This is a genomic window from Paenibacillus sp. sgz302190 (assembly GCF_059820445.1).
The window spans coordinates 11,192-27,732 of sequence record NZ_JBZYAO010000028.1; the positions used below are offsets into that span (position 1 = coordinate 11,192).

15 protein-coding genes are annotated in these 16,541 nt (G+C 54.4%); 3 read left to right on the forward strand and 12 right to left on the reverse strand.

Going from position 1 to position 16,541, the window contains the following annotated elements; all coding sequences use genetic code 11:
• The first annotated feature begins 373 nt into the window (after positions 1-373).
• Positions 374-2,791, forward strand: coding sequence for an RNA polymerase recycling motor HelD (gene helD, locus AC6RNO_RS25295; RefSeq protein ID WP_497107160.1), 2,418 nt, complete (start codon positions 374-376; stop codon positions 2,789-2,791).
• 190 nt (positions 2,792-2,981) lie between these two features.
• Here the strand turns inward: helD and AC6RNO_RS25300 are convergent, their stop codons facing one another.
• Together AC6RNO_RS25300 and AC6RNO_RS25305 are read right to left on the reverse strand one after the other, a co-directional pair.
• Positions 2,982-3,275 carry a hypothetical protein gene (locus AC6RNO_RS25300; RefSeq protein WP_474683451.1) on the reverse strand — a complete coding sequence of 98 codons (294 nt, stop codon included), beginning with the start codon at positions 3,273-3,275 and terminating at the stop codon, positions 2,982-2,984.
• A gap of 27 nt (positions 3,276-3,302) precedes the next feature.
• Positions 3,303-4,328: an ABC transporter substrate-binding protein gene (locus AC6RNO_RS25305; RefSeq protein WP_497107161.1), complete on the reverse strand. Its 1,026-nt coding sequence runs from the start codon at positions 4,326-4,328 to the stop codon at positions 3,303-3,305.
• A 218-nt stretch (positions 4,329-4,546) separates the two neighbouring features.
• Here AC6RNO_RS25305 and AC6RNO_RS25310 point away from each other — a divergent pair, with 218 nt between their 5' ends.
• The gene (locus AC6RNO_RS25310; protein WP_497107162.1) at positions 4,547-6,115 is read left to right on the forward strand and encodes a helix-turn-helix domain-containing protein; all 1,569 of its coding nucleotides are present in this window, start codon (positions 4,547-4,549) and stop codon (positions 6,113-6,115) included.
• A gap of 47 nt (positions 6,116-6,162) precedes the next feature.
• On the opposite strand, the gene AC6RNO_RS25315 is transcribed toward AC6RNO_RS25310, so the two are convergent.
• Positions 6,163-7,530 carry a methyltransferase domain-containing protein gene (locus AC6RNO_RS25315; protein ID WP_497107163.1) on the reverse strand — a complete coding sequence of 456 codons (1,368 nt, stop codon included), beginning with the start codon at positions 7,528-7,530 and terminating at the stop codon, positions 6,163-6,165.
• Between the two features lie 56 nt (positions 7,531-7,586).
• On the opposite strand from AC6RNO_RS25315, the gene AC6RNO_RS25320 reads away from it, so the two are divergent.
• Complete coding sequence (locus AC6RNO_RS25320; RefSeq protein ID WP_497107164.1) at positions 7,587-8,657, forward strand: Na/Pi symporter; 1,071 nt, start codon at positions 7,587-7,589, stop codon at positions 8,655-8,657.
• A 43-nt stretch (positions 8,658-8,700) separates the two neighbouring features.
• Here the strand turns inward: AC6RNO_RS25320 and AC6RNO_RS25325 are convergent, their stop codons facing one another.
• From AC6RNO_RS25325 to AC6RNO_RS25365, 9 genes are all read right to left on the reverse strand, one after another.
• Positions 8,701-9,129, reverse strand: coding sequence for an NUDIX domain-containing protein (locus tag AC6RNO_RS25325; protein WP_497107211.1), 429 nt, complete (start codon positions 9,127-9,129; stop codon positions 8,701-8,703).
• 1,050 nt (positions 9,130-10,179) lie between these two features.
• Complete coding sequence (locus AC6RNO_RS25330) at positions 10,180-10,893, reverse strand: hypothetical protein (RefSeq protein ID WP_497107165.1); 714 nt, start codon at positions 10,891-10,893, stop codon at positions 10,180-10,182.
• A 290-nt stretch (positions 10,894-11,183) separates the two neighbouring features.
• Positions 11,184-12,524, reverse strand: a complete 1,341-nt coding sequence (gene mtaB / locus AC6RNO_RS25335) for a tRNA (N(6)-L-threonylcarbamoyladenosine(37)-C(2))-methylthiotransferase MtaB (protein WP_488435517.1) — start codon at positions 12,522-12,524, stop codon at positions 11,184-11,186.
• 5 nt (positions 12,525-12,529) lie between these two features.
• Positions 12,530-13,297, reverse strand: a complete 768-nt coding sequence (locus tag AC6RNO_RS25340) for a 16S rRNA (uracil(1498)-N(3))-methyltransferase (RefSeq protein WP_497107166.1) — start codon at positions 13,295-13,297, stop codon at positions 12,530-12,532.
• Positions 13,298-13,400: 103 nt separating this feature from the next.
• On the reverse strand, positions 13,401-14,072 hold the full coding sequence (locus AC6RNO_RS25345; RefSeq protein ID WP_497107167.1) for a site-2 protease family protein: 672 nt from the start codon (positions 14,070-14,072) through the stop codon (positions 13,401-13,403).
• Between the two features lie 11 nt (positions 14,073-14,083).
• The gene (gene prmA / locus AC6RNO_RS25350) at positions 14,084-15,058 is read right to left on the reverse strand and encodes a 50S ribosomal protein L11 methyltransferase (protein ID WP_474683443.1); all 975 of its coding nucleotides are present in this window, start codon (positions 15,056-15,058) and stop codon (positions 14,084-14,086) included.
• Between the two features lie 145 nt (positions 15,059-15,203).
• The gene (locus AC6RNO_RS25355; protein ID WP_474683442.1) at positions 15,204-15,575 is read right to left on the reverse strand and encodes a hypothetical protein; all 372 of its coding nucleotides are present in this window, start codon (positions 15,573-15,575) and stop codon (positions 15,204-15,206) included.
• On the reverse strand, positions 15,575-15,724 hold the full coding sequence (locus tag AC6RNO_RS25360; RefSeq protein WP_474683441.1) for a YfhD family protein: 150 nt from the start codon (positions 15,722-15,724) through the stop codon (positions 15,575-15,577). Before AC6RNO_RS25360 ends, AC6RNO_RS25355 begins: the two co-directional genes overlap by 1 nt.
• A gap of 102 nt (positions 15,725-15,826) precedes the next feature.
• Positions 15,827-16,540 (reverse strand): hypothetical protein, encoded by a 714-nt coding sequence (locus AC6RNO_RS25365; protein WP_497107168.1) that lies wholly within the window; start codon positions 16,538-16,540, stop codon positions 15,827-15,829.
• Between the last annotated feature and the right edge of the window lies 1 nt (position 16,541).

The following is a 16,541-nucleotide window of genomic DNA, read 5'->3' on the forward strand; positions in this document are numbered from 1 at the left end:
AAGGTCTCCTTTTCTCCAGCCTATTTTTCTATTCTATCACACTTTGACCGAAATAGAGGCGTGGCAGATGATGGAGCGGGTGGACGTAAAAAAAGATGACCCTTGATGAATTCAAGGGTCATCTTCTGGCAGCTTAACTCCGCGGTGGTTTGTTAAAACTGCCCCGCAATCCGGGTCAGTATTCAGCCCTGTCGGAGGGCGAAAAAATATATTGAACGAAAAATAACGCTATGATATAATCATTAGCGGTATTGACAAATTTAAATAATCAGTGTATCCAATTTTATTCCCAATTTAATTATACATCTGGAACTTTGATTTGTCAATGCTCTTTTTCATCCCCAAAAAAACGGAAAAAGGAGTGTGTTCGGATATGGAAGCGAAGGATTGGCAGCAGGAACAGGAGCGATTGGAACGGGTCAGGAACAAGCTGCAGGCGAGAATCGCCGAACTGGAGCCGGAGGTTGTCGGACTGCGGAATCAGGCTGCGGACTTTCGCAAGCGGTTTTGGGAAGAAGTTACGATTAACACAAGCACATTCGAAGATTTCGAAGAGACCTTTTACACGATTAACCAGCAGTCCGCGTTATTGGCCGAACGGGAACGCGGCCACAAACTGTTGACACAGCAATGGAAAAGCATGAACCGTCTGCTCCCTTCTCCTTATTTCGGACGCCTCGACTTTCAAGAGGATGGCCTGGGCCTCAGCGAGCAGATTTATATCGGCGTATCTTCCTTCGTCGACGAAGACGGGTTGAGCTTTCTGATCTATGACTGGCGAACGCCAATCGCGAGCATGTACTACGACTTCTCCCCCGGCCCGGCGTCTTATGTCACGCCGGCCGGACGAATCGAAGGAACGATGGAGCTCAAGCGGCAGTTTCAGATTCAAAACGGGCAAATCCGCAACATGTTTGACGCAAGCGAAACGATCGGAGACGAAATCCTGCAGCAAGTGCTCGGCAAAGGTGCGGACTCGCAAATGAAGAGTATCGTGGCAACTATCCAGAAGGAGCAAAACGCCATCATCCGCAATGACAAAAACCGGATGCTTATCGTACAGGGGGCTGCCGGCAGCGGTAAGACTTCCGCGGCATTGCAGCGGGTGGCGTACCTTCTGTACAAACACCGCCAGACGATCAAGGCCGATCAGATCGTTCTTTTCTCACCGAATCCGATGTTTGCCGGTTATATCTCCACTGTCCTTCCGGAGCTCGGTGAAGAAAATATGCAGCAGACGACTTTTCAAGAATATCTCGATTATTGGTTGAGTTCCTCGTTACGGCCGGAGGATCCCTTTGATCAGATCGAATACGTACTGACCGCACAAGGAGCGCCGGGATATGAGGCTCGTCTTCAGGGGATCGAATATAAAGCTTCCGAAGCTTTCCTGCAAGCTCTGCAAAACTATGGAATGTGGCTGGGACGGGAAGGCATGCGATTCAACGCTATTCGGTTTCGGGAACGCGATTTGATTACCGCGGAGCGAATGAGAGCGAAATTTTACGGTTATGACCGTTCACTGCCGTTGTTCAATCGTATCGTTCTCTTGCAAGAATGGCTGCTGAATGAACTGGCCTCGCTGGAACGCATGGAACGGGACGCGCTTTGGGTAGAGGAAGAGTTGAATTATCTCGACACCGAGCAGTACACGGAAGTCTACGGAATGCTGCATAAAGAGAAGGAAGTATTCGACGTTGCGGAACATTACGCTGTAGTTCGCGAGAAAATGAACAACAAGCGCCGCGAAGATGAAGGCGACTTTGACTTCGCCCAAAAGGAGGAAGATCTGCTCCGCCGCAGGATCGTGAAAGAAAGTTTCAAACCGCTAAGGAAAATCGTGAAGAAACTCTCGTTTGTAGATATCAAAGGCATATATGGCCAATTGTTTGAGGGCGATACCGCTTATCGGGAGAAAACGAATGGGGCCGTCATCCCCCCGCTGTGGCCTGAAATATGCAGGCAAACCAAGGAAGCGCTGCTCCGGAACGAGTTATTCTACGAGGATGCGACTCCCTATTTGTATGTAAAAGAACTGATCGAAGGCGTCCGGACGAACACGGAAATCCGGTATGTTTTCGTTGATGAGGGCCAGGATTACTCGATGTTTCAATATGAATATTTAAAAAAGCTGTTCCCCCGTGCCCGGATGACAGTGCTCGGCGATTTCGGGCAGGCTATCTTCATGCAGGCCACAAGTCTGGACGCAGCCGATTCGCCGCTTGTCCGCCTTTTCGGCGAAGCCGATACAAGCCTTGTCCGCCTGGTACGCAGTTATCGTTCAACCAGGGAGATCGTTGAATTTACGAAATCGATGCTTCCAGGCGGGGAAGAAATTGCACCGTTTGAAAGGCGCGGCCCAAAACCACTTCTCACGAGACCGGACAGCGGGGAGAAGCGTGATGCGCAAATTGTGGCAGACATTGCGGCGCTCAGAGCCGAGGGCTTCGATTCCATCGCCGTCATTACGAAGACCGCGGCCGAAAGCCGTGAGGCTTATGAATCGTTACGGATTCATGGAAGTGAAGCTCTGCAGCTCATTACGAAGGGGACGTCAGGCTTTGAAAAAGGAGTGATGGTCATTCCCGTGTATCTCGCCAAAGGTATCGAGTTCGATGCAGTCTTGGTCTATGATGCTTCGTCCGCAGCTTACGGCCGGAACAACGAGCGCAAGCTTCTTTATACGGCGTGTACGCGGGCCATGCACCGGCTTCATCTTTACACGACGGGCGATTGGTCGCCGTTCGTGCAGGCATTGCCTGCGTATTTGTACGAGAAAGTCTCCATATAAAGCTCGATGAGCGGAAAGCAGGAACCTATGTCAACTCCTACGCAAACAAAACCGATGGCAGCCGGCGGGGACAATCCGAACCCGGCGATGATCGGTCACTACTCGTGAATCGGCTCCGATTCGCTCATATGCAAATAGCCTTGGCTGTTAGTCGGCCAAGGCTATTTTTAGCATGTTGAGTCGATTTATATTATACTGCTTGTTTGGTCGGACGGATTAAGATTTCGTTTACCGCTACCGTGTCAGACGTGTTGATGGCGTAAGCCACGGCATCGGCAATATCGCTTGAACGCAACCCCATGCCTTCTGTACGCGCCGTATTCTTCAGCCATTCTTGGATCTGAGGATCCTTTGAAGTAGTTTCGGCATCCGGCAGGGATTGGGCCAAAGCTTTCAAACGGTCCTCACGGCGGGCAGCAATGACTAATTTCGCGCCTTCTTTCCAAATAGAAATAAGCCTGCCACCCAGATTTTCCAAATCCAAGAAGCAGGCTTTTCATTTATTTGCGGTTTATTTTTTCGCTACATATTTCGCCAAATCGTCCAGCACTAAATTCGCCGAAATAATGCCGCCTGATGAATTCCAAATTCCGTCGTACACTTTATGAACGTTATTGTTTTTCACGACATTCAAGTTTTTCCAAAGCGGATCGTTTTGCCATTCCTGCTCGCTTTTGGCCGCTTCGCCTTTTTCATTGTCGTAAGTGAAATAGAAGAGAACGTCGCCATCCATATCCGGAATGCGCTCTTTGCCTACATCGTCCGAAAACTTGTCTTTATTTTGAACCTCGGGGCGCTGCAATCCTACTTTTTTGAGCAAAGTGCCGGCAAATGTGTCATTATAATAAATGCGCACGACTCCGCCCGGATTAAAACGCACGAGTGAAACTTTCGTATTGATTTTGTCGCCCAACTTCTGTTTGAGGTCCTGTACGCGGGCATCGAACTCGGCGAACTTTTTCTCGCCTTCCGCTTTCTTGTTCAACGCTTCAGCATAAATCTTGTAATTGATCTGCCAATCGCCGTGAATGCGCTCGGAGAATACGGTCGGTGCGATAGCGCTGAGCTGCGGATATACTTTTTCTTGACGGAATTTATTGCCCAAAATCAAATCCGGCTTCAGAGCGGCTATTTGCTCCAAATTCGGCTGGTTTTCATCGCCGAGAATCGGGATGCCTTCGAACTCTTTCGTCAGATGCTGATAAACGGGGTCCATCCCCCACGCCTTCACAATTCCCACCGGCTTGATGCCGAGCGATATGACGGCTTCCATTCCTTCGTTGGTCAATACGACAACCCGTTTAGGCGTACCCTTGATCGTCGTTTCACCCATGGCGTGCGTCACTTTATACGGCGCATCCGCCGCCTTATCCGCTGCTGCGGCCGTTCCTGCCGGCGTTGCGGCTGCCCCGGACGCCGGCTCTGACGTCGACCCGGAAGTTGACTTGGCGCCGGATGCGCATCCGCTTATTACGATCATGAAACATAAAACGATGGACATGACGGTCCAGGATTGCTTGCTTGCATACCAATTCATTTCTTCTCTCTCTCCCTTGTGTTTGCTTAAAATGTCGAACAGCTTGCTTGGATGTTGTGCCTTTCTGCGATGCCCGGGCACTCATTCCTCCTTTTCATTGTTAATGAGAATTGTTATCATTAAAAGGATATTATATGCCGGTCTGGCCGTCCATATCTCTCTGTACCCTTTTTCTTATCTGATTGTAGCTTTACAACTTATCGAAGGAGCATTCCAACATGACCACGACATTATCCCGGCAGCACACCGTTCACCTGCTCGCTTTCATTCGCAAACGGAGACAAAAGAAACAGTCGCTCCTGAATTTCGCCGGCTCCCGCGAAGCCGTTCTCATCTGGGTGATCAACGGCTCGGGCACCCTCACGATAGAAAAAGCTTCTTTTAAAGCCGAACCCGCGTCCCTGTACTTCATCCCGCCGGGAAGTAAGGTGCAGGCATCCGCCGGGCCCGCTGGCATTCGTTATTACGCGATAGGCTTTCGATCCGTTACCATGATGGAAGCAGACGGCCACTGGACCGGCGCCGACACGGAACTATATCCCGCTTCATTGGAAAAAGGCGCAATTCCCCTGCGCGGCACGGAGGCTGTGCAAGTAAAAATAGAAGGGCTCTACGCGCTCGGAAATCGCTCCGTCGACGCAACCAAGGATCTGCGGCTGCAGGAACTTCTCGCTTTGATCGACGATGACGCCCGGCAGCAGGCGGCGGCAGCAAGCGGAGACAACGGCCTGCAGCGGAGCATCGCGTTTATGCAGGAGCATTTTCAGCAAAAAATTACGCGTGACTCGCTGGCCGCCATTGCCAGTCTAAGCCCAGGGGCTTACTGGCGAAGCTTTAAAAAAGCAACCGGAATGTCGCCCATGGACTTTCTAAACCAAATCCGGATCGAACACGCCAAAAGCCGGCTTCATGACGGGGCTTCCGTCAAAGAGGTAGCCGCGGCGCTGGGGTATGCAAACGAATACTATTTCAGCCGCGTTTTCAAAAAAGCGTCGGGCCTTTCGCCTACGCTGTACATGAAGCGCGAATGCATGCGAATCGCCGTCGCATCAAGGTTCGATTATCATCACAGCCTCATATCGTTGGGGATTACGCCCGTGGCCATGGTCGATTGCTACAAGCATCCGGGCATCGATCCGGAAGATTATCAGCGCCGCTTGCAGTCCCAATTCGAGGAATTGCGGCTTGCCCGCCCCGATCTCATCCTGGGGGATTATTCGCACCGCGACTTTCACGAACGATTCAAACAAATTGCACCAACGGTCATCGTCGATTTTTATTTGGAGTGGCAAAAGCCTTATTTGCAAATAGCCGAGGTCGTAGGAAGGGAAGCCGAAGCGCAGCTTGTGTTGAAAAAGCTGGAGAGTAAGGTGGAGGCGGCAAGCAAACATTTGTCGTTGTTAAAAAATAAGCAGCGAGTCACCGTCCTGCAAATTATGCACGACCATGTCATGCTGCAGGGGACGGTTAACCATCCGTTAAACGAACTGCTTTACAGGGAGTTGAAATTGACGCCCGGGGCCGGAGCGCCCACGAATAAAATGAGGCTGGAGCTGTACCCGCAGGACGTCCCTCCGCTTGATACCGATCACCTATGGATCCGGCGGTTCAGCGATCATGCGGAGGTGGAGAACACTCTGGATAAAATGCGGCGCAGTCCGGCATGGCGCATGGATACCGCTGCCCATGAGAAAGTGAAATTTATACCGAACTGGTTTATTATGAGCTGGACGCCTCAAGGGAGAACGAGCATTATGGATGAGGTGGTGGAGATGTTATCGGTGTAAAAAACGCGAAAGGTCCGAATTGGGCGGCGATAGGGATAGATAGCCCCCTATTTGCTGCGCACTTCGAAAATAGCGAATTTCAAATAATGACCCTCATCTACGCCAAGAATACGAGGGTGGTCCATTCCGGCTCCGCGAAACTCGACGAGCCGGAGAATTTTGCCCGCATCCGCAGCCGCCGCGTGAATCGTCTCCAGAAACAGCTCGGGACGCATATGATACGAGCAGCTCGCCGTGACCAGGTAGCCCCCTTCGTTCACAAGCTTCATGCCGTGCAAATTAATATCCTTGTATCCGCGGCAGGCGCCTTCGACGGCGCTTTTCGTTTTGGCGAAGGCCGGCGGGTCGAGAATGACGACATCCCACGTGCGTCCACCGCTAACCGGCTTCGACGTGTCGATTTTGGACTGGGCCGTGTTCGCGGATGCCCGCGCTTTGCGTTCGTCCAAGCCTTTGACCTGCTGGCGCAAATAGTCAAACGCATCGGCGACGACAAATTCGACGCGCTCTTCGAACCCGTTCAACTGCACGTTCGTTCTGGCGCTTTCGATGGCATGTTCGGATATGTCGAGGCAGGTTACTTTTTTAGCGCCGTATTTGCAGGCGTTTAAAGTAAAGCTGCCCGTATGCGAGAAGCATTCGAGCACCGTCGCGCCGTCCCAGTAAGGGAAAGAGACGATTTTGCCGTTGGCGTTCACAGGCCGCTTGCGGCTGACGCCGTCTTCTTCCACATCCTGCAAAACGATGCCGCTGCGATAGCCCCAGCCTGTCATCAGCGATGCAAGGGACGCGCGATTTTCTCTTTGATCGAAAAAATAGCCCGTCTTTTGCCCTTCCTCAATGTCCACCCGGATGCGGAGTCCGTTTTCCAAAATATCCACATGCCTCGGACACTCGCCGTAAAGAACTCCTTTGGTTTGCTGCAAGCCTTCCAGCTCGCGAACCGCCACATCGCTGCGCTCGTAAATGCCCGCAGGGCTCATTACCCGAACAAGCGCCTCCACGATTTGCGCGCGGCAGCGGTCCATGCCCAAAGTCAGCAATTGCACGACCAGCACGTCGGCAAATTTGTCGACAATGAGCCCCGGGAGAAAATCGGCCTCTCCATATACCAACCGGTACGACTCCGTCTCGCCCAAAAAGCGTTTGCGATGCTGCAGGCACTGTGCAATCCGCTCTGTGAACACCTCCGTGGTCAAAGCCTCCAGCGGCTGATAAGAGACGATCCGCACTGTAATTTGCGATGCTTCGTTGTAATAGCCCGTTCCCAAGTATTGGCCCAGGTGATTATGAACCGCCACTAGCGCACCCGGCTCTACTTCTCCGTCCACGCGCTCGATTTCGCTGCGGTACACCCAAGGGTGTCCCTGCTCCAAACGGAACTTGCGTTTCTTTTGTAAAATTACGGCTGCCATAAGTTGATATGCCTTCCTTTGCGTGAAACCGCTCTCCAGTGCCCAGCTTGTCATGCTTGTCTGTACGGCCACATATATTGGTTGATAACGAATACAAGTTAGTGCGAAGGAGCTCTCCGCTTATGATGTCTTCGATTGTACTGCCTGTTCTTACGGGTTTGGCGATGTTTTTGTTCGGGATGAAGCTGATGGAAACCGCGCTTCACCACTGGGCCGGCGCCAGCCTCCAGCTGTGGCTGGAGCGGTTCACGCGGACGCCGCTGCACGGCCTCGCGGCCGGTACGGCGTTAACCGCGGCGCTTCAGAGCAGCACCGCGATTACCGTCATCTCCATCGGCCTGGTCAACGCCGGCGTGCTGTCCTTCTCGCGAACGCTCGGCATCATTCTCGGCACGAACATCGGCACGTGCCTGACGACCGAGCTGATCGGGCTCAGCATCGGCGGCCTCGGCCTGCCGATGCTGTACGCGAGCGCAGGCGTCTGGCTCGCGAGCTGGCTGGCCGGGCCGCTGCCCCCTGCGGTGCGCGGCCTTGATATGGCCCGCGGCGCGGCTCCGCCGGGCGCCCGCGGGCTGCTGCGCAGCGTGCGCTACGGCGCGCTGGCGGCGGCGGGCTTTGCTCTCGTGCTGCTCGGCATCGAGATCATGCAAACGATCGGGCCTGCGCTGCAGTCCCGAGGCCTGTTCGCTTGGTTCGTCGACCAAGCGAAGCAAAGCCTGCTCTGGGGCGTCCTCGCAGGCGCAGCAGTCACCGCGCTGGTCCACAGCAGCGCGGCGGTCATTGCGATGGCGATGGGGCTCGCCTCCATCCAGAGCATCCCCGTCGAGCTCGGCGTAGCGATCACGATCGGGGCGAACGTCGGCACTTGCGCGACCGCGCTCATCGCCGGGATAAGCGGCTCCCGCGCCGGCCGGTTCGTCGCCTGGTCGCATCTGATCCTTAACATCGGCGGCGCCGTGCTGTTTTATCCGTTTATTCACCAGCTCGTCAGCCTATCCGCCTGGCTGGCCGGCAGCGAATCCGTGCAAATCGCCCGCGCTCAGACGGTGTTCAACGTCGTAAGCTCGCTGATCGCGCTGCCGTTTTGCTATCTTAGCATTTGGCGGCGCCTCGAAGCCCGGCCGTAACCGCCGGGCCGCAGCTCGCGCCGGGTCCGGCTTCCGGCTGCTTTTACTTCACATCGAACCCCAATTTCCGCAAAGCTTCGCCCAGTACGCTATTATTGTTCTCGTAGCCGGACTCAAGCTGCTGCCGCCAGGCTTCTTCAGGCGCCAGCCACTCGACGCCTCTGATTTCTTCGACTTGCGCCTGCAGCGCCCCGTCTACCGCTTCCACGAGATAATAGTGGACTTCCTTATCGATGGTTTCCGCTTTCGCATTCGTGTACTGATACGCGATCACTTCAACCGGTTCGACGATTCTACCATGTATTCCTGTTTCCTCCAAAATCTCCCTTAGCGCCGTCTGCTCGACCGTTTCGCCCGGCTCCATTTTGCCTTTGGCCAAAGTAATTTTACCGTACCTGTCCTGAATCATTTGGACGTGCAGCTTGCCGTCCTGCCTGCGGTATACGACTCCGCCAGCCGATATTTCTTTCATCATTTAACCTCCAGTGTGAACTTGAGAATTTTATGCGTAAAAAGGGACCGCGTGCATGTAGTCGACCGACCGCCTAAAAACGTCAGCAAATGAGCCGGGCCCCAAAATGGATGAAAGACGCCTCCACAATCACTTTGCAAGCAGGGATGAGGCGTCTTTTCGCGGAAATTGCGTATCGGTGAGCGGACCGCGCCTCTTGAACCGCATACAGCCCCGCCCCCGCGCTTCCCTGCTGTTATGGAACGAAAGCCCACGGCGTTGTAGTTCTTGCTGTAAGCCGCCGTGCGCTGCGCATGTCACCCGCCGCGGGCCGTCCCAAAACCGCGCGGCCATTAGCGGACCAGCTTGCACCAGCGAATGCAACACCGCTTGCTTGGGAGCTGCGCGCGGTGTTGCGCAGCATGACAGCGGTCGGTTGAACACTGCGCGCGTGGCAAGCAATGTCTTAGCCGGCAAGTTTCTTCTTGCCAGCCGACAAAACCTGCAAAAGTGCAGGCTTTTTCGATGGAAACGGCTCGTTTCGCTGAAAAGCCTGCGATTGTGCAGGAATTTCCGGTCACGAGGAGCCAGAGCCTGCAAATCCGCAAAAAAACCTGCATTTTTGCAGGAATATTCCGAAACCAGGGCATCCGACGGTAAAAAGATGCACTTTTGCAGGTTTTCTGTGCGCCGCGCACAGGTCCCAGCACACGGTGTTGCGCTGCATGACGACGGTCGGTCAACCACTCCGCGCGTGGCAAGCAATGTCTTAGCCGGCAAGTTTCTTCTTGCCGGCACTTAAAACTGCAAAAGTGCAGGCTTTTTCGACGGAAGCAGCTCGTTTCGCTGAAAAGCCTGCGATTGTGCAGGAATTTCCGGTCACGAGGAGCCAGAGCCTGCAAATCCGCAAAAAAGCCTGCAGATTTGCAGGAATAATCCGAAACCGGGGCATCCGACGGTAAAAAGATGCACTTTTGCAGGTTTTCTGTGCGCCGCGCACAGCTCCCAGCACACGGTGTTGCGCTGCATGACGACGGTTGGTCAACCACTGCGCGCGTGGCAAGCAATGTCTTAGCCGGCAAGTTTCTTCTTGCCGGCACGTAAAACTGCAAAAGTGCAGGCTTTTTCGACGGAAACGGCTCGTTTCGCTGAAAAGCCTGCGATTGTGCAGGAATTTCCGGTCACGAGGAGCCAGAGCCTGCAAATCCGCAAAAAAACCTGCATTTTTGCAGGAATATTCCGAAACCAGGGCATCCGACGGTAAAAAGATGCACTTTTGCAGGTTTTCTGTGCGCCGCGCACAGGTCCCAGCACACGGTGTTGCGCTGCATGACGACGGTTGGTCAACCACTGCGCGCGTGGCAAGCAATGTCTTAGCCGGCAAGTTTCTTCTTGCCGGCACGTAAAACTGCAAAAGTGCAGGCTTTTTCGACGGAAACGGCTCGTTTCGCTGAAAAGCCTGCGATTGTGCAGGAATTTCCGGTCACGAGGAGCCAGAGCCTGCAAATCCGCAAAAAAACCTGCATTTTTGCAGGAATATTCCGAAACCAGGGCATCCGACGGTAAAAAGATGCACTTTTGCAGGTTTTCTGTGCGCCGCGCACAGCTCCCACCACACGGTGTTGCGCTGCATGACGACAGTCGGTCAACCACTACCCGCATGGCCAGCGGCATCTTAGCCGGCAATTTTTGCAGACGTTTCTTTGCAGCGTCAAGCGAAGGTCCGGCTCTGCGGTATGCTATGAAGCGCTGCACGGAAACGGGCTGTCCGTGCTCTTGCTGCAACGATGTTTTGCACCGCTACACATGGCCGCCCCTACTCGGTCCCCTGCTTTAACGATGTTTCATATCGTTATTGGGGAGGCGACGAGCCGACCCAGCCCCTGCTCCAACGATGTTTCACACCGCTGCACATGGCGCTCCGGCTCCGGCTCGGGCCCATGCCTGCCGTAACAATGCTGCGCATCTTTGCGCGCGTTCTGGCCCGGTGCGCCGGTTGGAACGATGCTTTTGGCATCGTTTTTTCGCGAGAAGGCTGACCCTCCGGCGGCTTTCGCCGCTGAAAGGTCAGCCCTTTACAAACTCACTGCCTGCGCATGCTCGGCCAGGCGGACGATCCGTCCTTTGCTTTCGTTGACTCCGGCTTCGGCAACTTGAACGCGGCACACTTCTCCGATCAGGCTGTCGGCCCCTTCAAAAACGAGGTTCAAATAGTTGTCGGAGTACCCCATCAGCAAGCCGCTGTCGGGAGCTCCTTTATAGGAACGCTCGGGAATGACTTCCAGCACTTGGCCGACGAATTTTTGCGCGTAGGCAAGCTGCATTTTCTCCGAAAGATCGATCAGCTCGTGCACGCGCGCATTTTTGATTTCTTCGTCGATCTGATCTTCCATCCGCGCGGCAGGCGTGCCTGTTCGCTTGGAATACGGAAATACGTGCATTTCCGAAAATTGCATCTGCTCCATGAACTTGTAACCGTTACGGAACATTTCTTCGGTTTCCCCCGGGAAGCCGACGATGACGTCCGTTGTGATGGCTACGTCCGGCATGATCGCATGGAGCCGTTCGATTTTGCCGGCGAATTCGGCCGTCGTATATTTTCTGCGCATCCGTGCGAGCACCTGATCGTCGCCGGCTTGCAGCGGAATGTGCAGATGGCGGCACATTTTGTCGGACGCCTGCAGCACCTCGATCACTTCGTCGGTGATTTGGCTGGCTTCGATGGAGCTGATGCGGATGCGTTTCAGACCGTCCACTTTGTCGAGATCCCACAGCAGCTTCGCGAGACTGTAATCCTCGATATCTTCGCCGTAGCCGCCGGTATGGATGCCGGTCAGTACGATTTCTTTGTAGCCCGCCTCGACCAGCGTTCTCGCCTGCTGGATTACGCTCTGCGGTTCACGGCTGCGCATCAGGCCGCGCGACCACGGGATAATGCAAAAGGTGCAGAAATTGTTGCAGCCTTCCTGGATTTTCAAAAAAGCCCGCGTGCGGTCTGCAAAATCCGGCACGTCCAGTTCCTCGAACTGGCGTGTTTTCATAATGTTGCGCACCGCGTTAATCGGCATGCGCTCCCCCTCAAACTGCTTGACCAGCGGGATAATTTTATCCCGGTCCTGGGTGCCGATGACCATGTCTACGCCCGGGATCGCCATAATTTCGGCGGGGGACGTCTGCGCGTAGCAGCCCGTTACCGCGACGATCGCTTCCGGGTTGCGGCGAATCGCCCTCCGGATCATCTGCCGGCTTTTTTTGTCGCCCGTATTGGTGACCGTACATGTATTGATGACGTAGACATCGGCCGTTTGTTCGAAATCGACCTGCTCATAGCCTTCGTTTTTGAACAGCTGCCATATGGCCTCCGTATCATAGAAATTTACTTTACATCCCAATGTATGAAACGCTACTGTTGCCATGATGCTTATCCTCCCATCTCTCCGGTTTCATAGAAAAGACACGCAAGACCTACCATTGCCGCGGTCTCCGTCCGTAAAATGCGCGATCCGAGCGACACGGAACGGAATCCCGCCTCTTCGGCCTGTCGGATCTCCTGCTCCGTAAATCCGCCCTCGGGACCTACCGCAAGCAGCACCCGCTTGCCCGGGGCAAGCTTGCCGGACGAGGCGGCTTCCTGCAGCGCAGGCTTCAATTGCTGCCCGTCCTCTTTTTCGTAGCAGATCCAGGCGGCATCCGCTTCCCGGGCGCACTGCAGCAGCTGCTTCCAGCTCAGCACCGCCTCCACCTCCGGCACGCGGTTGCGGTGCGCCTGCTCGGCCGCTTCCTTGGCGATTTTTTGCCAGCGCTCGGTGCGCTTGGCTTCTTTTTTGGCGTCGTACTGGACAACCGTGCGCTCCGATAAAAAAGGAAGAAACCGGGCTGCCCCGATCTCGGTCCCTTTTTGAATAACCGTCTCCATCTTGTCGCCTTTCGGCAAGCTCTGCGCGACCCATACCTCAACGGCCGGCTCGGCGTCCATCGGCAGCTCTTCCACCACTTCCGCGGTCACCGCCGCCTTATCCAGCGCAGTGATGCGGACGATCGCCTCGCGGTCCTTGCCGTTGCTGCAAATGACCTTGTCCCCGATCTCGGCCCTCATAACACGCTGCAAATGGTGCGCATCGTCGCCCTCGATCGTCACCGTATCGGAGCCCGGCTGAAATTGACCGGGCGGAAGAAAATAACGCTGCATAAATTCGAAGCCTCTCTATCTGCATTAAATTCATTTTTCTAATGAAACGTCCACACACCATCATACCTGTTTTCGAGCGGAAAATCTACAGGCGGCTTTTTACTCAAATGCCTAGCATCCACGCGATCGGGTATTCGAACAGCCTAAGAATATGATCTCCCAAACCGAGGTAAGGATCAAGCGTAACCTGCCTCAGCGGTCTGATAAATACGACCAAAAGGAAAATAATGTAGGCCCATTGCTCAAGCTTTTGCAAACCTTCGCTGTATCGCAAATTGACCAAATCCTGAATGATCCGGTAGCCGTCCAGCGGCGGAATCGGGATCAGGTTGAACAGGAATAGCGTTAAATTAATGCTGACCATCAGATTCAAAAAGATCACGATCGCTTTCTGGGTTCCTCCGGATAGACCGTCAAACCAGTGATAATACCCGGCAAAATTCAGCAGGGCGTAAGCGATAAATACTAAAATCAAATTGCTGAGCGGCCCGGCGGCCGTCACGATAATGCCCATCAGACGGGGATTTTTGAAATTCCCGCGGTTGACCGGCACGGGCTTGGCCCAGCCGAACCCGGCGATCAGCAGCATGATCGTGCCGAACAAATCCAGATGCGCCATCGGATTCAGCGTAACTCTGCCGAATTGATAAGCCGTCGAATCCCCCAGTTTATAAGCGCTGTACGCATGCGCGAATTCATGAAGCGTAAAAGATAAAATCAATACTAAAATGACGAACGGCAGCACGTCCCAATTATAAAACAATAATCCTCCCATGTATGACGCACCTACAGCTTTCTCGCCGTAATCACTACCCAATCGGAATCGTAGCTTTTATCTACGATCGCAAAGCCCGCAGCGACCAGCGCTTTCTCCACATCCGCTTCCTTGCTTGTAATGATGCCCGAAGCTACGTAATAGCCGCCAGGCTGAAGCACCTCGTATACATCGCCAACGAACAGCAAAATAATTTCCGCCAAAATGTTCGCGACCACAACTTGCACCGGAATCGCAACCCCCAGCTCGGAAGAAGCGCCGGTTTCGCTTGCTTTGAGCACGCCCAGCAAATCGCTCAGCTTGACGGTTATATCGTTCTCAAGCCTGTTCAGCTTCGCATTTTCGGTTGCGCTTGACACCGCAACGGGGTCCAAATCGACGGCGAGCACATGTCTCGCGCCCAATTTGGCGGCGGCAATGGATAAAATGCCCGAGCCGGTTCCTACGTCGATCACGTCGTCGCCGGGCTGCACGACTTTCTCCAGCGTTCTCAGGCAGAGCGCAGTCGTCGCATGCGTGCCGGTGCCGAACGCCATTCCGGGGTCAAGCTCCAGGATAAGCTCGTCCGGTCCGCCTGCATACTCTTCCCAGGTCGGCTTGATCGTCAAGCGGTCCGATACGCGAATCGGCTTGAAATACTGCTTCCAGGCGTTCGCCCAATCTTCGTCGTCGACTTCGCGCATTTCGTAAGACGGGTTTCCGGTATCGATGTCGTATTCGCGAAGCTGTTCGACCGAAGCCCGCAGCTGCTCCAGAATCGCATCCATCTCCGTCCCTTGAGCAAAATATCCTTTGATCACCGCTCTTCCTTCCGGAATGTCGTTCAGCGGCAGTTCGTACCACTGTCCGAGCGAAGTATCCCTTTGTTTGTTCAACGTGCCGGATTCCTCAATAGATACGCCCCCGGCGCCGAGTTCGTGAATAAAGTTCGAAATCATTTCTATTGCTTCTTCCGTCGTATGTACGGTAATTTCGTGCCAACGCATGTGTACTGCTCCTCCTGTCAAGTTGCCTAAAATTCATAATGACTATTGTACTATACTTCGCCTTCCGGGTAAAATAACGCCTTTCAAAAAGCAAAAAACATCCGCCTGCGTGCGCCGCAGCGCCCGTCAAGCAGATGTTTTTGTTTTAAACCAGTCCTCCCGCGGATTCGATGACGCGCAGCGATTGCTCGTAAACGGCATCGTCGACTACGGCCGCCACGATAAAATTAAATCCCGTCACGCCGCCTCCGCCCCCGTCGCTCATTCCGCTCGCAGCCGGATCGGCGGCAATCAAAATTCCTTCATCCGGCGTAGAAATATCGGCGGCTTGTGTCAGCCGTCCCAGGCTGCCGAAGTCTCCCGCATACGGATTGTGCACGGAGAGCAGCCCGTAGCCCGGATAGCGGCCGAATTGATCGACCTGTACGTCGATGGCCCGCAGCGCTTTAAGCTTCGCCTGAACGGCGTTAGCCTGTTCCTCCGAGCGGAAATAAGCCAAAATGTTTTTCTCCGCCATTACGAATGTTCCTGTCTGTAATCCGCCGCTTCTGCCCGTTCCACAGCTTCTACGTCGTCTGCGTCGGCCTGCTCGGCCGAGAATTCAACGTCTTCATTTTTCGCAACGGGCAAGCTGCTTGTTTCCGATTGCCGTTTGTTGTCGTTCATCGCTTCAGCCTCCTGATCGCTCCAAGATATTATCCCGTTTTATTGTTCGCAGGCAAAAACGTTATTATGCTCGGAACGATCCCTGGCCGCGCTCAAACGCAGCTACTCCTTGATCTTTTCGAAAGAGGCATTGTACAAACGAAACATCGTTTTATAACCGGATTCGTCCAGCTTAACTCCTACGTCCAGCTTCCCTGTAATTAGCAGCGGTCCGGACGTATACCGCAGCTTCACATCGTCAGGCACGTAGACAATCATAATTTTATTCCAGTACGTTTCGTCGCCGTTATCGAAAGGACACTCCGCCCCAGGCTTCGGAATGAGCAGAAACCAGTGCTTCTCAAAAGACAGCACTTCGCCCATAAACCCTTTGATTTGCACCGTTTTGCCGTTCATGTCCCAAAAATGCTCCGACGGCCGGTCCTGCTTGTCGTTGTCAAAAAACTGCGACCAATTGATTTCGTTGGACGCTGTGCCCGCCTGCTTGGGAGCCTCGCTGGGAGCGGCTTCCTGCTTCGGCTCGGAGGCCGGCGGCGCGGGCGTCGGCGCCGGCGAGGCCGCGGGCGCTGCGCTTGGCGAAGCCGACGGCGCCGCAGGCGATGCGGCAGCCGCGGTTTCCGCCGGCGCCGCCGCCGTAGCCGCTGGCGACAGCGTCGGCGTCGGCGAGGAAGCCGCCGGTATGAAGGCTGCGCTGTTTCCTCCGGCGGCTGCCTCAGCGCCGCTGGCAAACGATTCGCCCGCAGGCTGCGCGTTTTTTTGTCCGCAGCCTGCCGCAACCATCGTGAGCAAGCTCAATGCGATAACTGATTTTTTCATT

Bases quoted from the DNA above. Each gene is read 5' to 3' on its own strand.
- helD (WP_497107160.1), top strand. From the start codon at position 374: ATGGAAGCGAAGGATTGGCAGCAGGAACAGGAGCGATTGGAACGGGTC.
- AC6RNO_RS25305 (WP_497107161.1), bottom strand. From the start codon at position 4,328: ATGAATTGGTATGCAAGCAAGCAATCCTGGACCGTCATGTCCATCGTT.
- AC6RNO_RS25310 (WP_497107162.1), top strand. From the start codon at position 4,547: ATGACCACGACATTATCCCGGCAGCACACCGTTCACCTGCTCGCTTTC.
- AC6RNO_RS25315 (WP_497107163.1), bottom strand. From the start codon at position 7,530: ATGGCAGCCGTAATTTTACAAAAGAAACGCAAGTTCCGTTTGGAGCAG.
- AC6RNO_RS25325 (WP_497107211.1), bottom strand. From the start codon at position 9,129: ATGAAAGAAATATCGGCTGGCGGAGTCGTATACCGCAGGCAGGACGGC.
- mtaB (WP_488435517.1), bottom strand. From the start codon at position 12,524: ATGGCAACAGTAGCGTTTCATACATTGGGATGTAAAGTAAATTTCTAT.
- AC6RNO_RS25340 (WP_497107166.1), bottom strand. From the start codon at position 13,297: ATGCAGCGTTATTTTCTTCCGCCCGGTCAATTTCAGCCGGGCTCCGAT.
- AC6RNO_RS25345 (WP_497107167.1), bottom strand. From the start codon at position 14,072: ATGGGAGGATTATTGTTTTATAATTGGGACGTGCTGCCGTTCGTCATT.
- prmA (WP_474683443.1), bottom strand. From the start codon at position 15,058: ATGCGTTGGCACGAAATTACCGTACATACGACGGAAGAAGCAATAGAA.
- AC6RNO_RS25355 (WP_474683442.1), bottom strand. From the start codon at position 15,575: ATGGCGGAGAAAAACATTTTGGCTTATTTCCGCTCGGAGGAACAGGCT.
- AC6RNO_RS25360 (WP_474683441.1), bottom strand. From the start codon at position 15,724: ATGAACGACAACAAACGGCAATCGGAAACAAGCAGCTTGCCCGTTGCG.
- AC6RNO_RS25365 (WP_497107168.1), bottom strand. From the start codon at position 16,540: ATGAAAAAATCAGTTATCGCATTGAGCTTGCTCACGATGGTTGCGGCA.